We start from the raw sequence: 16,425 nt of genomic DNA, 5'->3' as shown, positions 1-16,425 counted from the left end.
CGCTACTCCCGCACGTCGACGGCGACGGTTTCGGGGTCGATCTCGGTCCGGAACTTCACCGGCATCGCATGCGCGGCCGCGGTGATGTCGCCGCGGATGACGAAGGTGACGGTGTTGGGCTTGTCGGGATTCTCCGCCGGCTCGACCGTCAGCGAGGATTCGGCCAGCCGCGGCTCGAACAGGCGGATCGCCTTGCGGATCTCTCGCGCGCGCTGGAGCACCGCCCGCCGCGTCAGCGCCTTGCCCGCCAGGTCGGTCAATCCATAGTTGATCACCGACGACTGGACATGCGGATAGGGTTCGAGGTCGTGCAGCGCCTCGATATTGGTGGTGTTGAGCAGCCACGCCAGCTCGCGGCGGATCGTCGAGCGCAGCGCGGCCTCGTTGAACCGGTCGAGCTTTGGCACCGCATAGTGGCGGAATTTCTCGCGCGAGATCTCGGGCGCCTCCGAATGGATGTCGCGCAGCCCGGAAATCTCGATATCGGCGACCAGCTTGTCGAACAGGGTCGGCGTCAGCCGGTGGCGCACAGCCATGATCGTCAGCCGAAGCTCAGGTCGCGAAGCGCCAGCAGCCCGTGATCCTCGCCGCTCGACACGGTCCACAGCCGCTGTCCCGAACCCGCTTCGCCCCAGGGCGCCTCGTGCCACGAGGTCGCGCGGCCGAGCCGATCGGAGGTATCGCCGGAAGCCTCGGTGCCTGGATAGCGGGCCGGCAGGAATGCCGCGACCGACTGGCCGGACTTGAAGAAGATCTGCACGGGAAACCAGATCAGGTCGCGCAGGTCGCGCGGTCCCTCGCTGGTGATTCGCTCGACCGATTCGAACGCCTGGAGCCCGTACCGGCCGCCGATGATCGCCTCGAAACAGGGGCCGAATCGCGAATCGGCGTCGGCGATCCACTCGAACGCCTCGCCGTTGAAGCTGCCCGGCGTGTCCCCGGCCGCCTCGAACGCGGCATCGCGCGCCTCGGCCCCGGCATCGGCATCGCCGCTGGCATAGAATTGGATGGCGTCGATGACGCCTTCGACCCAGTCGACCGCCTCATGCTGTCGCGCGCGTTCGCGCCCGGCGAACACCGCGGCGCGGTCAGCCTCGGCGTCGATCGCCTGGCCATAGGCGGTGGCGAGCATCTGGGCCTCGCCGGAAAGCTGCGCCAGTGTCTGGAGCTGACGCCTGGCCTTGTCCCACTCCCCAGCCGCGGCGAGCAGCTGGAACAGGAACATCCGGGCCTGTTGGTTGGCCGGGTCCGAGCGGACGACCTCGACGAGTGCGGCACGCGCACCGTCGAGATCGCCCGAACGAAGCAGGCTGTCGGCATCTGCCATAGCTGCTGATCCGTCGGATCAGGCGGCCACGTTCTGGCGGATGTCGTAGCTGGCGGTGACCACGCCACCTTCCTTGCCGCCGCTCTTGCTCTGCGGCTGATAGTCGAAGGTCACCTTGGCGGTGTTAAACACGATCGTTTCCATGATCGCGTCGCCATGGCTGGCGCCCTGGTTGTCGACCGACGAGACGATCACGTCCTCGAGCTTGATCTTGTAGTAGGTCAGCGCGTTCTGGTTATCGCCGGCCTTCTGCGAATAAATGATGATTTCCTTGATGTGCTTGCCCGAAGCGCAAGCGCCGAACAGCTTCGGCGAGGACTTGTCGACTTCCTTCACGATCGAGATGTCGCGAATTTCGGCCTTACCCGAACCACCACCGGCGCCGCCGGTATGGAACGACCCGTGCTGGGCAGCTCCGAAGTTGAACGAGATAATATCGATTTCCTGCTCGTGGCCCTTCTTCTGGCTCTCGCCGTCGATGCCATCAATTTTCAGGAACAGATCAACTGCCATCATCAACCTCCATAGTTACGCGGTACTTACGCACTTACGATTATCGGTATAGAATATGACATTGCGGAGACTATTCAGTCCGCAGGCGTAATGAAATCTAAATCAGTTCGCCTTCGGAAGTCTAGACACCATGCTGAGCGCAATGTCCATGCCTTCCAGCTGGTAATGCGGCACGAACATGAACTTGCCCTTGTAATAACCGGGATTTTCCTCGTCGGCCACGACCTCGACCTTGGCATCCTTCAACGGAAGCCTGGCCTTGGTCTCTTCGCTGGAAGAATTGGGTGCACCATCGACATATTGCAGGACCCAGTTGTGCAGATCGCGCTGCAACTGGTCCGCTTCGCGGCTTCCGCCGACCCAGTCTCTGACCATGCACTTGAGATAATGGGCAAATCTGCAGCTTGCGAAGATATAGGGCAGGCGTGCCGACAGATTTGCATTCGCCGTCGCGTCGACATTCTCGTAATTCTTCGGCCGGTGCAGCGTCTGCGCACCGATGAATGTCGCCTGGTCGGTATTCTTGCGGTGGATCAGCGCGATCATGCCGGCGCTCGACAGCTCGGCCTCGCGGCGATCTGAGATCGCGATCTCGGTCGGGCACTTCTGGTCGACGCCGCCCTCGTCCGTCGGGAAGGTCGCGGTCGGCAGGTCCTCGACCGTACCGCCCGATTCCACGCCGCGGATGCGGGTGCACCAGCCATAGGTATTGAACGCGTCGTTGATCCGCGTGCCCATCGCATAGGCGGCGTTCAGCCACAGGTGGCGGTCATGCTCGCCATCGGTCTCTTCCTCGAAGTCGAACTCGTCGACCGGCTCGGTCTTCGCGCCATAGGCGGGGCGGCCCAGGAAGCGCGGCATGGTCAGCGCCATGTAGCGGCTGTCCTCCGAATTCCGGAACGAGCGCCATGCCATATATTCCTGCGCGTCGAACAGCTTGCCCAGGTCGCGCGGATTGGCCAGTTCGGTCCAGCTTTCCATGCCGAACAGCGGCGGCGCCGCAGCGGCGATGAACGGCGCGTGCGAGGCGGCACCGATCTTCGCCAGGCCCTTCATGACCTCCAGGTTCGGCGCGGTGTGGTCGAAATAATAGTCGCAGATGAACGCGCCATAGGGCTGGCCGCCCAGCTGGCCGAACTCGGACTCGTACACCTTCTTGAACAGCGGGCTCTGGTCCCAGGCGGCATCGCGATACTGGCGGAACATCTTGCGACATTCCTCCTTCGAGATGTTCATCACCCGAACCTTCATGTCCTTACCGGTCGAGGTGTTCATCACCATATAGTGGAGGCCGCGCCAGGCAGATTCGAGCTGCTGGAAGTCGGCATGGTGAATGATCTGGTTGACCTGCTCGGTCAGCTTGCGGTCGATCGCCGCGCGCATCGCATCGACGGTCGTGTAGACGTCGTCGCCGATGATCGCGGCGTTCTGCAGCGCCTGCTGCGCCAGCGTCTGGACCGCTTCCTCGATACGATTCTTGCGGATGTCGTCGGCGGGCTTGAACTCCTTCTGGAGGAGCGACGCGAAGTCGTCCGCCTGGGTCGTCTCGGCTAGAGGCTGGTCGGCCTGCCCCTGAAGTGCTTCCTGGCTCATGGTCCCTCCGTCCAATTCAAGCTTGCTCGGTCGGCTTGTCGGCCGCCGGCGCCGCATCGTCGCCCTGCGGCTTGGCCGAGGACAGCGCCGACAGCAGCGCCGGGTCCTTCAGCACCTTTTCGAGCAGGTCCTGCGCCCCTTCCTTGCCGTCCATGTAGATCAGCAGGTCCTGGAGCTGCTGGCGCGCCTCGAGCAGCTTGGCGAGCGCGGGCACCTTCTTGACGATCTCGCCGGGCGAGAAGTCGTTGATGTTGTTGTAGGTGATGTCGACGCCCAGCTTGCCTTCGCCGGTCAGCGTATTCTGGACCGTGAACGCGGTGCGCGGCGCGATCGCCTGCATCCGCTCGTCGAAATTGTCCATGTCGAACTCGACGAAGTCGCGCTTGGTCAGGTCCTTCTTCTCGACCTGGCTCTTGCCCGACAGATCCGACAACACGCCCATGACGAAGGGCAGCTCGATCTTCTGGCGGGCGCCATAGGTCTCGACTTCATATTCGATATGGACGCGCGGCGCCCTGTTTTCCTTGATGAAGCGCTGTCCGCTCTTAGCAACCATTGGATCCGCCTTTCGATGGCCGTGCTGGCCCTGACATTTGAAACCTCAACGATGACTCACTGTGGTCAGTAGGATGAACTCTCTTCTTCGGGGCGCGCCAACAGGACGGACCCCGCCTCATTGACACTTCCCGGCGCGATGTCGCGAAGGATGGTCATGAAATCCATGTTGATCCAACCCCGCACACGACGAAGCGCAACGGGTATCGGGCTGGTTGGCTCCCTGCGCGAATAATATTCTGCAATCGCATCGAGCGCTCGACCCACATCCTCGCGGCTGTCGATCCGCCCGACCCCGCGCGACACCTCGCCGGAAACGGCGTCTCCGGTCCCGTCGGCGGAAGGATCGGCAGCCTCCTCGGGCTGGGTGATATAGGGGGCTAGCGAGCGCTGGATGCTGTCGATCGCCTGATAGGTCGGCTTGAAATCGGTACCGGTATCGTCGCCGGCATGCGCGGTCAGCGCCGCATCGGCGCGGCCGATCGCGGCCTTCATCGCACCCAGTGCGGCCAGCGAGTCGACCAGCGCCTCCTGCGGCGTCTCCACCAGCGCATGGCGGAACATGCCGAAGCCGTCGGCGGAATCGCCCTCGCGCTCGAACCGCTCGAGATCCTCGGCGGTATAGTCGCCCAGCCGCGAGTGGGAGATCAGGACGATCCGCTTGAGCGGGCCCAGGAAGGTGCCGATCCGGGTCAGCGATTCACAGGCGCCCTTGCGGCCCTGGAACCCGTAATCCTCCAGCGAGGGGTGCAGCACCTCCCAATAGGTCTCGAGCAGCCCGGCCAGCATCTCGCAGCCCGCGACCACGGTATCGAGCCGGCCCATCCGCGTGCCCGCGCGCGCAAGATAGATGGCCAGCCAGACATCCTTGGTCCGCTGGCTCTGCGCCTCGATCAGCGAGATGATGCCGCGCCAGTCGACCGATGTCGGGTCGTCCTCGAACGCCTGCTCGATCTGCTGCCGCTCGGGATGGTCGAACAGGTCCTCTCCGCCCGGCGCCTCTTCGGACACGGGCGCAAGCAACTGACCCACCTGCATCAACACCACTTCGCTCCCGATAGGTTCACGCGCAAATCCTTCACGCCTCGACGCAGGGTTGGGTTCAGGAGATCAGTCGCGCCTCCACCCGGCGATTGCGCGGGTCATAGGCATTGCGGCCGGGAAGCGGCTCGTTCGGGCCGAAGCCGCGGACTTCGATCCGCGAGCGCTCGACACCCTGGCTCTCCAGGAACTGCGCGACCACTTCGGCGCGGCGCCGGGACAGATCCATGTTGAGCGGAATGCCGCCACGGGCATCGGTATGCCCCTCGATCAGGAAGCGCTTGTCGCGCAGCTCGGGGCGCAGCAGCGACTGGGCGAAGATCTGCCCCTTCGCGACGCCGTCCGACGTCAGCCGCGCCGAATTGAGTTCGAACCCGATCATCAGGTCGGCACGCGGCGCATCGGCGACCGCACGCGACCCCGCCGCGCCGTAGCCCGAGCGCGTCCGCGCACCCCGTGCCGCGACCGCGTTTCGAGAAGGCGCCGAATAGGTGCGCGCCGCAGGCCGCGGTGCCGGGCGGGCGGCGGCACTGGCCGTCGCATCCGACTTCGCACGGGCAAGGCGGAATCCCTTTACCGCAGGCGCGGCACGGGTCGGCGTTGCCTCTTCGGGCTGCGACACGCCGTCGCATTTGCCCGCAAAGGTGCAGAGATATCGCTCGACGCTAGGCTCGGCCTGGCTTTGCGCCGCCGCTGGAGTCACCAGGGCAACGCAGAAAACCGCAGCCGACGAAAGGATCGCTATACGCATACGCCCTCGTTTCCGATTCAATACGACTCAACCAGAACGCCTCAGCCTTAAAATGGCTCCCTTCTCGCCACAAGGCTGAACAAACATAAATAAGGTGAGCAGCCTCATTCCTGCGCTTGAACCCGGCGGCGTGATAGGCGAAAAGCACTTCAATTGTGAGGTCGGAGGCCGCGTTGTCAGGCACGTCGAGACTTTCGGAAATGTCCATCGATCTGGGCGACGAGAACGTCCTGCTCGAACGAATCGATAGTCTGGAGTCGCTCAGCACTCCATTCACGATCACCATCGATATCTTTGCACCGCTGGAGATCGACCTTCAGCCGCATCTGGGAAAACCTTGCGGACTTAAGGTGTTGGAGGATGGCGAATTGTTGCGCCATTTCCACGGCCTGGTGGTGTCCGGGGAGTATATCGACGAGAGCCCGACGGGCCACCGGTATCGCCTGGTGCTGAAGCCCTGGAGCTTCTTCCTGGCGCAGAATCGCACCATGGCGATCTTCCAGGATCTCAACGCCCAGGAGATCATCAACCAGGTCCTGCAGAATGCCGGAATCTCGGATTTCGAGTTCAAGCTGTCGGCCGCGCCGCGCCCGCGCAGCTACTGCGTCCAGTATCAGGAAAGCGACTTCGCCTTCGTCTCGCGGCTGATGGAGGAGGAAGGATTTTATTATTTCTTCCATCACACCGCCGACAAGCATGTGATGACGATCTGCGATTCGCCGGCGTCGCACGTCGCGGGCAAGCCGGCCTCGCTGACCTATTCGCCGACATCGGTCTCGGTCTTCTCCGCCGATTCGGTCGAGCGGGCCAGCGGCGGCAAGCATCACCTGCAAAGCTGGCACGAGCGGATCAGCACCCAGGCGGGATCGAAGGTCACGGTGCGCGACTGGGATTTCCGCGCGCCCGACCGATTCGTCGAGGCCAAGTTCGAAAGCGAAGGCCAGCACGAGCGGGACGACCGCGAGGTCTATATCTATCCCGGCCGCTTCTACCACGAGTCGATCGGCACCGGAGAGATCGAGAAACACGGGTCGGAACGCAGCGAGACGCTGCTGAACGGCATGCGGGCGCAGCGGCGGACCTTCAGCGGCACGTCGCAGGCGGCGGGGCTGGAATGCGGCGCCAAGGTCGGGGTGACCCAGCATCCGGTCGGCCGGATGAACGGCGACTATCTGATCACCTCGGCGCATCATTCGATCGTCGCCGAAAGCTATCGCAGCGGACCGCATACCCGCGAGGCCGCGTTCAACGTGCAGTTCGAGGCGATCCCCGCCGACACCCGCTTCCACCCGCCCCAGGTGACGCCGCGCCCGATGGTGCAGGGCCTGGAGACCGCGGTGGTTTCGGGTCCCAGCGGTGAGGAAATCTACACCGACAAATATGGCCGGGTGAAAGTGCGCTTCCATTGGGACCGCGGCCAGACCCCCGGTGAGGCCGCGACCTGCTGGATCCGCGTGTCGCAGACCGGCGGCCTGGGCAATGTCATCCTGCCGCGCGTCGGGCATGAGGTGCTGGTCGATTTCCTGGGCGGCGATCCCGATCGTCCGGTGGTCGTCGGTCGCGTGTTCAACGCGAACCACATGCCGATCTACCCGCTGCCCGAGAACAAGACCCGGGCGCTGTGGCGGACCAAGCGCTACGGGCCGGCCGGCGACTATGCCGGCGCCAAGTCGCTCGACAGCGGCGCGCCGGGCGCCAACGAGATCCGGTTCGAGGACAAGGGCGGCGCCGAGGAAATCTATGTCCATGCCGAGCGCGACATGAATTCGCGCATCCGCCTGAACGAGAGCCATCATGTCGGCCTCGACCAGTCGGTGATGATCGGCCAGAACCGGACCGAGAGCGTCCTCAACGACGAATCGGTGTCGATCGGCAACAATCAGGAACTCAAGGTTACCGGCCAGCGCCAGACGAAGATCGGCAAGGACGACATCCTCGACGTGACCCAGACGCTCCAGGTCACGGCCAAGACCAGCATCGTGCTGACCGTCGGCAATTCGAAGATCCAGATGCAGCCCGATTCGATCCTGATCAAATCGACCAACATCATCATCACCGGGACCGAGACGATCACCGCCGGCTCTCCGGACACGTCGGTGGACGGCAAGACCGTGCTGACGCTGACCGGCGGCGTGGTGAAGATCAACTAGGCGAGACGATGGCGGGGACGGTGCGCGTTCGGTCACGCTTCCCCGCCGGGATCGGAAACCCTTTGGGCCGATCGACCGTTTGGCACGCGGCGTATCGAACCGGTTCAGTCAGGGCCCGCATGCAACACGCACTTTCCCGATCCCGGCACAGCAGCGTTCGCGACCGTGCGGACGCGGCATGACCCTGACGCTCACGATCCTCAACGCGGGGCCCGGCCTCGATAACGGTCTGCCTGCCGAGCTCGTCCTGAACCGGTCCGGCGCGTTGATCGGGCGGTCGCCCAATTGCGACTGGTGCCTGCCCGATCCGCGCAACCATATCTCGTCGCGCCACTGCGAGATCCGCTTCCAGGACGAGACCTATCTGCTGCACGACGTCAGCATGAACGGCACCTTCCTCAACGACCAGCCCGACCGCATGGCGCGGCCGCACCGGCTGGCCGAGGGCGATGTGGTGACGATCGGCCAGTATCGGATTCGCGTGGGACTGCGCGGCGACGCCGGCGGCGCGCGTGCGCCGGCGAACGCGGGCCCCGCCTCGCACTGGGATGGCTGGGGCCGCGCCCCCGCACCCGCGCCGGCCGCGCCCGCGGCACCGGCATCGAACGGCTGGGGCAGCCCGCCCGTGGCACCGGCACGGCGCGACAATGACAGCTGGGGACCGGTCGGCGGCGGCAGCGGCGCTCCCCCGGCGCCCGCGCGCAACGGGTCCGAATGGGCGCCCGCCCCGGCCCCGACCCCCGCCGCCAGCGCATCGACCTGGGACGCGCCGATCCCGCAACAGCAATCGGCCTCGGCCTGGTCGAGCGCGGCACCCGATCGCCCGCCGGCCCCCGCCCCCGACGATATCTGGGGACGCCTGGCCGAGGGGAATGTGGTCGACTGGTCCCGCGGCGGCTTCGGACAGCCGATCGACACCAATCCCGACCCGCTGGGCCTTCGCGAACGCCCGACCGAGGAGAGCCTGGGCGTGGCCGCCCGCCAGTTCGGCGGCCCATCGGGACCCGCGCCGACGCCGATCGGCGCCACCGCGGCCGACAGCCATTTCGCGATGCCCGCCGTCGCCGGCCCGGCTTCCGCGGCGTCGCCCTGGCCTTCGGACGCCCCCGCCACGCCGCCCGTGCCCGAACTGCCCCAGGCAGCGCCCCCGGTCCCACAGGCAGCGCCGCCCGTCCCGCAGGCACCGCCCGCACCACCCCCGGTTCCAGACAGCGCGCTGGTCGAGGCCTTCCTGCGCGCCGCCTGCGTCGATCAGCGCGTCGCGCAGCGCGACCCCGCGCTGGTCGAGCGCGCGGGCCGGCTGTTCCACCGGCTGGTGGCCGGCCTGGTCCTGATGGTCGAGGCGCGGGCGCGGGCCAAGTCGCAGATGGGCGCCGAATCGACCGCGTTCGAGATCGGCGGCAACAACCCGATCAAGTTCGCCCGTGCACCCGAGGATGCGATCGCCGCGCTGCTCGAACCGGCGGCGCCCGGCTTCATGGAGGCCGGCCAGGCGATCGAAAGCGCCTATTTCGACCTGCAATCGCACCAGATCGCGACGCTGCGCGCGATGCAGGGCGCGCTGCGCGCCACGCTCGACCGATTCTCGCCGACCGCGATCCGCGAGCGGGCCGAGAGTCGCGGCCTGCTTGCCCGCATCCTGCCGGCGGCGCGCGATGCCGCGCTGTGGCAGGCCTATGAAAAGGAATTCGGCGGCGTCGCCGCCGGCTCGGACGAGGCGTTCATGGACGTCTTCGCCAAGGAATTCCGCCGCGCCTATGACGAACAGTCGCGCGCGGAGAAGCGCGGCGGGCACTGAAAGACCGTTTGAAGAATCGCGAAAGCGCGATTGTCGACGCGGCACCGGCTGCCATGCGCCGACAGGCGCATCCCAACCCGGCTCCGAACGCTATTCGCGGACCTCGTCGACCGTCTTGAACCACACCATCTGCGCCTGCCAGCCCTTGGCGGCGGCTTCGGACACGAATTTGTTGGTCCATTCGGGGCCGCGCGCGCCGATCGCCGGGGCGATGAGCGCGGGGTCGAACGGACCCTTTCCGGTCAGCAGCAACACCCCCGACCAGCCGGGATGGTTGACGTCGAGCTGCATCTGATAGGTGTCGTCGCCGCGATCGGTCACGATCCGGCTCTGCTTGGCGATCGCCTTCAGCTGGTCGCGCCCCAGCACGCCGGTGCCCGGCCCGGCGAACTCCGGATCGATCACGCCGGACGGCTCGATGCCGATCAGCGCGAAGTCCGTCTTGGGATTCTCGATCCCGAGTTGCAGCACGACATTCGCCGCCTTTTCACCGGGATAGCCGGTCTGGGACGGATCGTCGGGCTGGGTCCGCATCTCGAACACGCGCTGCGGCACCGACAATTGCCGCGAATCGGGTGCGCGGATCTGGCGATAGGTGTCGAGCGCAGCGCAGCCCGCCTGGGTGATCTGGGCGACTTCGCTGAAATCGATGCTGGCGCCGCGAATGTTGCGCTGGGCGAGCACTTCGGAAATCTCGTTCTGCGCGGACGACGGGTTGCCCGCGACCCCGGTCAGCTTCACCGCCGGGCCGGACTTGCTTTCGGTCACGTCGACGATGCGCAGCCAGGTGCAGCTGACCGAGGGGAGCGCCGCGTCGATCGCGCTGCGCGCCATGTCGGTCGGATTCTGTCCGGTCGCCGGTGCCTTTCCCGGTTTCGTCTGCTCGACCGGCGTCCGCATCAGATAGAAGATGCCGGCTGCGATCACCGCCAGCAGGGCTGCGATCCCCAGGCCCCAGAACAGCCGCCCCCGCCCGCGCCGCGCAACGGGCAGATTCTCGTTCGCCTCCAGCCGCGCCAGCTCGGCCAGGACCTCGTCCATCGACCGCAGCCGCTCGGCCGGATCGGGTCGCAGCATCTTCGCCAGCAGGGATCGGAGCGGCTCTTCGACCGCCGACAGGTCCGGTCCCGCACGGCGCTTGTCGACCGCATCGACCAGCGATCCGCCCATCTTGACATCGCCGCCCTGCGCAAGCGCGAGCACGATCAGCGCGAGGCTGTAGACATCGGTCCACGGCCCGATCTCCCGCCCGAAATCGCCCAGCTGCTCGGGCGCGACATAGTTGAGCTTGCCGGCAAAGCCGTCGCCGACGATCGTCGCGGTGCCCGGGTCCATTTCCTTGGCGATGCCGAAGTCGATGATCTTGCCGCGCAGCAGGTCGCCATCTTCCAGGATGACGTTGTCGGGCGCGATATCGCGGTGGATCGCGCCCAGCTTGTGCGCGGCATCCAGCCCCGACGCGAGCCGCCGGAGGAACGCGGCCAGCTCGCCCTGGCTCGGCTGGATCTTGCCCAGCACGGTCGACAGGTTCACCCCGTCGATGAACTCGGTGACGATGTAGAGCACGCCGAGCTGCGGCTCCTGCGCCAGCACCCGGTAATGGACCAGCGCATCGTGGCGCAGCCGGGTCAGCGTGCGCGCTTCCTTGCGGAACATCGAGATGACGTTCTCGTCCGCCGCCAGCGCCGGCAGCATCACCTTGATCGCGACGCGCTCGTCGGCGTTGACGTTCACCCCCTCGAACACCTCGCCCATCCCGCCGCGGGCGATGAAGCGCTTCACCTCGAAAATATGGTTGAGCACGTCGCCGACCTGGATGCTCTTGGCATCGCTGCGGGTGACCGGCCCGGTGCCGGGCGGCAGTCCGGTGGCGGCCGGCTGGAACTCGGTCGCGGCGTCGCCGCCCGCCACGAACACGGTCCTGGGTTCGTCGGGCTTGTCGTCGCCGCTCATCGTGCAAGCTCTCCCGGACCGTTCAGCGTCAATGCCGTCGCCTCGGTGACCCCGACCAGCACCGTGGTGACATTGTCGGGCGCGCCGCGGTCGAGCGTCGCTGCGATCAACCGATCCAGCGTACCCGCATCGGCGCGCTCGCCCAGCATCGCCGCCAGCTCGGGGTCGGACAGCCGCGCGGTCAGCCCGTCGCTGCACAGCAGGAAGATGTCGCCGGGCTCGGCATCGTCCGCGACGACGTCGATCTCCAGGCCCGGCTGAACCCCGACGGCGCGGGCAAGGACATGCGACATCGGATGGCCCACCGCTTCCTCGGGCGTGATCAGCCCCTTGTCGACCATCGCCTGCACCTGGCTGTGGTCGCGCGTCAGCTGGTGCAGCGTGCCGTCGCGCAGTACATAGCCGCGACTGTCCCCGACCCAGAACAGCGCGAAGCGGGCGCCGTTCAGATAGAGCACGACCACGGTCGATCCCATCCGCACCCCGCGCGACTGCGACTCGGCGAACAGGGTTGCATTCGCCTGGTGGACCGCATCGGCGATCGCGGTGCAGGCGTCGTCGAACGCGTCAGGAATGACCAGCCGGTCGAGCGCCTCGGTGATCCGGGCCGAGGCCCATTCGCCATTCTCGTGCCCGCCCATGCCGTCCGCCACCGCCCACAGGCAATGCTGGGGCCGGAGGCAGTAACTGTCCTCGTTGTTCTTTCGCTTCAGGCCGACATGCGTCGCGCCGACGCTTTCGACGCGGAGAGGTGCGCTCATGCCTGTTCCTCCGATGCCAGCATCGCGCGGAACAGGTGCCGCGGACGCTCGCCCAGAATTGTCGAGGGCGGGAAATCGATCCCGCCGCCGGTCCACCATGATGCACGCTCCGGCGCCGGCTCGCCCTCGGTCGGCGTCAGCGCCGCTGCCTCCGCCACCACCCGGTCCGCATCCCACGCCTCGGCAAAGGCGCGGTAGAGCAGTTCCTCGCAGGCGACCGCAGCCGCCCCCGCCGCTTCAAGCTCGACACCGTCGAGCGCCAGCCACACCGGAAATCGCCGTCCCGGCCGGTCCATCGACGGCACCAGCGCCCCCGCCAGCCAGCCCACCTCCCCGGCCACCGCAAAGCGCCAGGGCGGCGCGCTGTCGTACAGCGGCTCGAACCGGTCCCCCAGCGTCTCGCGCGCGTCGGCGATACTGTCGGAAAGCCACGCGTCCAGCGCGTCGCGATCCTGCATCGCCATGCCGCGCACGACGAAATCGCCATGGCTCGGCAGCTTGCCGAACAGGCGGACCGCGCTCACAGCGCCGACGGACACCGGAACGACCACAGGTCGCCGCGGCTGAACGGGTTGTGCTGCGACGGCAGCTGGACCGCCAGCGTCACGCTGAGCCCGCCTTCGCCGAAGCGCGCGCGGATCGCCTGCGCCCCGGCATTTTCCTTGTCCGCCTTGCCCATCAGGCGGAACAGCGCCCAGGGTCCTTCGGCCTCGAACCGACGCAGTTCCTTGCCATCGGCCTGGAAGAGCACGACCGATGCCTGGGGCAGCCCGCCCGAAACCGACCACAGCAGCGGGCGCGGCGTGTTGGTGGCTGCGTCGAACTTGTAGCTCGATCCGCCGCTCGAGACCTCGACCGCGCTCACCCCGCTGCCGAAGCTGGATACCGAGACCTTGATCGGGAGGCCGCCGGCCAGCAGGTCGCGGATCTGCGCCGCCTTGGCGAACTGCTCGGGCGTTGACGGGTCGAGCGCGGCCGCGACCGGATCGTCCGACTTCCAGCGCCACACCGGACCGCTGGTGTCGATCAGCGGCTTCAGCCGCTGCTGGACGAATGCGTCGATCGTGCCGCCCATGCCGAACACCCGCAGCATCTCAACCGCCGGCGCATCCGCGTCGGCCGCTCCGAAAAAAGGGAACCGCTCCTGGGCAACCTCCTGGCATGCGGGGAGCACCGACTGGGCATAGGCCTCCGACACCGCCCCCTTGGCGGCGCTCAGCTGCGCGTCGGATCCGCCGCCGGTGGCCGCCTTGACGAAGCCCTGGAGCTGCGGCGGTGCACCGGCTGCGGCGGCCTTCACCGATGCCATCGCGGTCGCCATCTGCGCCTGAGTCGCGTCGGATCCGCCGCCGCCGCCGACCGATCGCGCCGCCATCACCGCCTGGCCCGCTTCCTTCAGCGCGGCGACGAACTCGTCGATCGGCGCGGTGCTCCTGCCATCGCCGACATAGTCGTGGATCGGCTGGAAATAGCTGGAGATCTCGCTTCCCGCATCCAGGCCCGCCGCGCGCCCGTCGGTGGCGTCGCGGGCATAGCGGCCGACCCGCGACCGGTTGATGCGATCCTGCACCATCCGGTTGCCGATCGCCCGGGCGCCGCCCTTGAAGCTGGTGTTCTTGCGCAGCTCCATCAGCACGCGCTTGAGCGGCGACGGGCTTTTGGTCACCGCACCGAACGCCGCCGCGTCGCGGAAATAGTCGCCGGGCTTCATCGCCGCGATCACGCCTTCCCAGGCGGCGATGTAATCCTTGGCGTACAGGCCCGCCACGCCCGGGCGGATATTGCTCATCTCCTCGCGCACCCCGCCGGTCTCGGCGTCGCCGCCCATCACCCACAGGTCGCGCTTCAGGTCTTCCTGAACCGTGGCGAGCCCCAGCGTGTAGCTTTTCTCGAACCCCTCGCGGGTGAAGAAATAGGGGACGCGAACCGACAGCACCTTGTCGCGATTGGCGAAGGCGAGCGCGTCGCCCTGCGACAGCACGTTGGCCGCCTCCCAGTCGGCGCCCGCGGTCACCGCCTTCTGCTTCATCACCGCATAGGCGCGGTCGGCCAGCGACAGCGTGCCGATCGCGCCGCGCGCCGAGGCGACCAGCGCACCGTCCAGCGGCGGCTTGCGATTCGCCCAGACGCTGGCGAGATTGCGATCCTCGAGCAGCGCGGCGAGATGCTGCGCCAGCCGCCCGCGCTCCGACGCGCTGTCGGCACCCGGATAGACTTCGGTCGCCCAGTCGGTCGTGATCCAGCGCTGGACCAGCTTGGCATCCATCGGCCCCTGCTGCCCCAGCATCAGATAGACCTTGAGCGGGTCGTACAGCGCCATCGCGTCGCCGGCATGGCCGCGCATATAGTCCTCGAGCCGCAGCATCAGCCGTGGCAGCATGACCCGCCTCAGCCCCTCGCGATAGCTTTCCTCGGCCTCCTGGCTCAGGCTGCTCTGGTACAGGCCGAAGGTCCACATCAGCGGCGGTCCGCCCTGCTTGCGCGCGGTATAGCCGCGCGGCAGCGTGCGCAGCGTATCGAGCGCGGGCAGCGCCGCGCGCAGGTCGCCGTCGCTGGCGCGCACCTGCTTCATGTCGATCCCGGCCTCGCGCAACTGCCCGCGCGCCACCTCGATCCGCGCCAGCAGGTCGGCCTGGAAGCTGCGGTTGTTGGCGAAGCTCACGCCCCACAAGGCGAACACCGCCAGCACCGCCAGCCCGATCGCGGTCAGTCCGCCGATCAGCCGCGTGCGCTGGCGCACCCGCGCGGCGCGATCCATCGAGACCAGCCCGGACTCGCCGAACATGACATCGCCCAGCAGGCGGTTGAGGAAATAGGCGCGGCCCGACCCGGCCCGACCGGCGCTTTCCACCGGCCGGTCATAGATGTCGGCCATGCCGGCCAGGATGCGATCCAGCGGCGCACCCTGTTGCACGCCGCTGGTGAAGTAGAAGCCGCGCAATATGCCGTTGGCGTCCTCGCCCGCGGTGAACGCGCCGTCGACGAAACGCACCAGGCGCGACCGCAGCGACTGGAGCTGGGCCGGGAAGCCGAGCAGCAGCGCGCGACGCAGCGGATCGACTTCCTCGAACAGCCGCTTGGCTTGGCGGTCCGCCACCGCCTGCGCGCTGGCATCGAACGCCCGCGCCGCCATTTCCGAGGTCGGCCGGCCCTCGCCATGGGCGAAGCTGTGACCCAGCACCGCGCGGCGCCCCTCGACGTCGAGATCCTCGAAATATTCGACGAAGCCGGCCAGCAGGTCGGCCTTGGTCAGCAGCAGATAGACCGGCGCGCTGATCTCCAGCGTCTTGCGCAGCTCGCTCAGCCGGCGCCGGACCGCGGCGGCATTGGCGTCGATCCGCGCACAGTCCGACCCCAGCAGTTCGTCGACGCCGATCGCGATGATGACGCCGTTGACCGGCTGGAGCGGGCGATGCTTGCGCAGCAGCGACAGGAACGAGGTCCAGCCGCGCGAATCGACATGCTGGTCCGAATCCTGGGTCGTGTAGCGTCCGGCCGTGTCGACCAGCACCGCCTCGTCGGCGAACCAGAAGTCGAGGTTGCGGGTGCCGCCGACGCCGCGCACCGCGCTGTCGCCGAACGGAAAGCGCAGGCCCGAATTGAGCAGCGCGGTCGTCTTGCCCGCGCCCGGCGGGCCGATGATGACGTACCAGGGGCGGGTGTAGAGATAGTTGCGGCGCTTGCCCGAGGCGGACTTCAGCTGCGCCACCGCGCTGCGCATCCGCTCGCCCAGCGCCCGGCTTTCCTCGTCGCCCGGATCGGGCGCGATCTCCGCCGCCAGCGCATCCGCCGCCTTCTTGGCCTTGCGATAGCGAAGATAGGCGAACAGGCCCCAGATCGCCGCCACCACCAGGACGCAGGTGATGCGGATCCACAGCGGCCGCAGGAAGGCGACGAACAACGGCAGTCCCAGTGCCAGCAGCAGGGCCACCAGCAGCGCGCAGGTGATGGTGACGAACCACCAGTTTTTCAGCACACGCATC

At 67.1% G+C, this 16,425-nt stretch carries 13 protein-coding genes; 2 read left to right on the top strand and 11 right to left on the bottom strand.

The features are described 5' to 3' along the window. Positions 1 to 2: 2 nt before the first annotated feature. The 7 genes from tssE to TPR58_RS19940 form a co-directional block, all read right to left on the bottom strand. Positions 3 to 536, bottom strand: coding sequence for a type VI secretion system baseplate subunit TssE (gene tssE / locus TPR58_RS19970; RefSeq protein ID WP_346248522.1), 534 nt, complete (start codon positions 534 to 536; stop codon positions 3 to 5). A 5-nt stretch (positions 537 to 541) separates the two neighbouring features. Continuing rightward, the gene (locus tag TPR58_RS19965; protein ID WP_346248521.1) at positions 542 to 1,327 is read right to left on the bottom strand and encodes a type VI secretion system accessory protein TagJ; all 786 of its coding nucleotides are present in this window, start codon (positions 1,325 to 1,327) and stop codon (positions 542 to 544) included. Positions 1,328 to 1,345: 18 nt separating this feature from the next. Beyond that, complete coding sequence (locus tag TPR58_RS19960; RefSeq protein ID WP_346248520.1) at positions 1,346 to 1,840, bottom strand: Hcp family type VI secretion system effector; 495 nt, start codon at positions 1,838 to 1,840, stop codon at positions 1,346 to 1,348. A 102-nt stretch (positions 1,841 to 1,942) separates the two neighbouring features. Beyond that, positions 1,943 to 3,433, bottom strand: coding sequence for a type VI secretion system contractile sheath large subunit (gene tssC / locus TPR58_RS19955; protein ID WP_346248519.1), 1,491 nt, complete (start codon positions 3,431 to 3,433; stop codon positions 1,943 to 1,945). A gap of 16 nt (positions 3,434 to 3,449) precedes the next feature. Further along, positions 3,450 to 3,989: a type VI secretion system contractile sheath small subunit gene (gene tssB / locus TPR58_RS19950; protein ID WP_346248518.1), complete on the bottom strand. Its 540-nt coding sequence runs from the start codon at positions 3,987 to 3,989 to the stop codon at positions 3,450 to 3,452. 65 nt (positions 3,990 to 4,054) lie between these two features. Continuing rightward, positions 4,055 to 5,026: a type VI secretion system protein TssA gene (locus TPR58_RS19945; RefSeq protein WP_346248580.1), complete on the bottom strand. Its 972-nt coding sequence runs from the start codon at positions 5,024 to 5,026 to the stop codon at positions 4,055 to 4,057. A 64-nt stretch (positions 5,027 to 5,090) separates the two neighbouring features. Beyond that, on the bottom strand, positions 5,091 to 5,780 hold the full coding sequence (locus tag TPR58_RS19940) for an OmpA family protein (protein WP_346248517.1): 690 nt from the start codon (positions 5,778 to 5,780) through the stop codon (positions 5,091 to 5,093). A 200-nt stretch (positions 5,781 to 5,980) separates the two neighbouring features. On the opposite strand from TPR58_RS19940, the gene TPR58_RS19935 reads away from it, so the two are divergent. Then, the gene (locus tag TPR58_RS19935; RefSeq protein ID WP_346248516.1) at positions 5,981 to 7,930 is read left to right on the top strand and encodes a type VI secretion system Vgr family protein; all 1,950 of its coding nucleotides are present in this window, start codon (positions 5,981 to 5,983) and stop codon (positions 7,928 to 7,930) included. A gap of 178 nt (positions 7,931 to 8,108) precedes the next feature. Continuing rightward, positions 8,109 to 9,728, top strand: coding sequence for a type VI secretion system-associated FHA domain protein TagH (gene tagH, locus TPR58_RS19930; RefSeq protein ID WP_346248515.1), 1,620 nt, complete (start codon positions 8,109 to 8,111; stop codon positions 9,726 to 9,728). A 90-nt stretch (positions 9,729 to 9,818) separates the two neighbouring features. On the opposite strand, the gene TPR58_RS19925 is transcribed toward tagH, so the two are convergent. The 4 genes from TPR58_RS19925 to tssM are packed head-to-tail and all read right to left on the bottom strand — an operon-like array spanning position 9,819 to position 16,424. Beyond that, positions 9,819 to 11,681 (bottom strand): serine/threonine-protein kinase, encoded by a 1,863-nt coding sequence (locus TPR58_RS19925; protein WP_346248514.1) that lies wholly within the window; start codon positions 11,679 to 11,681, stop codon positions 9,819 to 9,821. Beyond that, on the bottom strand, positions 11,678 to 12,442 hold the full coding sequence (locus TPR58_RS19920; RefSeq protein ID WP_346248513.1) for a PP2C family protein-serine/threonine phosphatase: 765 nt from the start codon (positions 12,440 to 12,442) through the stop codon (positions 11,678 to 11,680). The genes TPR58_RS19925 and TPR58_RS19920 overlap by 4 nt, the downstream gene beginning before the upstream one ends. After that, positions 12,439 to 12,981 (bottom strand): type VI secretion system-associated protein TagF, encoded by a 543-nt coding sequence (gene tagF, locus TPR58_RS19915; protein WP_346248512.1) that lies wholly within the window; start codon positions 12,979 to 12,981, stop codon positions 12,439 to 12,441. The genes TPR58_RS19920 and tagF overlap by 4 nt, the downstream gene beginning before the upstream one ends. Beyond that, positions 12,963 to 16,424 carry a type VI secretion system membrane subunit TssM gene (gene tssM / locus TPR58_RS19910; RefSeq protein ID WP_346248511.1) on the bottom strand — a complete coding sequence of 1,154 codons (3,462 nt, stop codon included), beginning with the start codon at positions 16,422 to 16,424 and terminating at the stop codon, positions 12,963 to 12,965. The genes tagF and tssM overlap by 19 nt, the downstream gene beginning before the upstream one ends. Position 16,425: the final 1 nt, after the last annotated feature.

Origin of the sequence: Sphingomonas rustica, from assembly GCF_039652585.1 — a bacterium.
GTDB lineage: Bacteria > Pseudomonadota > Alphaproteobacteria > Sphingomonadales > Sphingomonadaceae > Sphingomonas > Sphingomonas rustica.
Note: the sequence above shows the minus strand (reverse complement) of the source record. Positions and strands in the feature narration are given on the sequence as shown.

Coding starts and splice junctions, on each gene's coding strand:
- tssE (WP_346248522.1), bottom strand. CDS start 536: ATGGCTGTGCGCCACCGGCTGACGCCGACCCTGTTCGACAAGCTGGTC.
- TPR58_RS19965 (WP_346248521.1), bottom strand. CDS start 1,327: ATGGCAGATGCCGACAGCCTGCTTCGTTCGGGCGATCTCGACGGTGCG.
- TPR58_RS19960 (WP_346248520.1), bottom strand. CDS start 1,840: ATGGCAGTTGATCTGTTCCTGAAAATTGATGGCATCGACGGCGAGAGC.
- tssC (WP_346248519.1), bottom strand. CDS start 3,433: ATGAGCCAGGAAGCACTTCAGGGGCAGGCCGACCAGCCTCTAGCCGAG.
- tssB (WP_346248518.1), bottom strand. CDS start 3,989: ATGGTTGCTAAGAGCGGACAGCGCTTCATCAAGGAAAACAGGGCGCCG.
- TPR58_RS19945 (WP_346248580.1), bottom strand. CDS start 5,026: ATGCAGGTGGGTCAGTTGCTTGCGCCCGTGTCCGAAGAGGCGCCGGGC.
- TPR58_RS19940 (WP_346248517.1), bottom strand. CDS start 5,780: ATGCGTATAGCGATCCTTTCGTCGGCTGCGGTTTTCTGCGTTGCCCTG.
- TPR58_RS19935 (WP_346248516.1), top strand. CDS start 5,981: ATGTCCATCGATCTGGGCGACGAGAACGTCCTGCTCGAACGAATCGAT.
- tagH (WP_346248515.1), top strand. CDS start 8,109: ATGACCCTGACGCTCACGATCCTCAACGCGGGGCCCGGCCTCGATAAC.
- TPR58_RS19925 (WP_346248514.1), bottom strand. CDS start 11,681: ATGAGCGGCGACGACAAGCCCGACGAACCCAGGACCGTGTTCGTGGCG.
- TPR58_RS19920 (WP_346248513.1), bottom strand. CDS start 12,442: ATGAGCGCACCTCTCCGCGTCGAAAGCGTCGGCGCGACGCATGTCGGC.
- tssM (WP_346248511.1), bottom strand. CDS start 16,424: ATGCGTGTGCTGAAAAACTGGTGGTTCGTCACCATCACCTGCGCGCTG.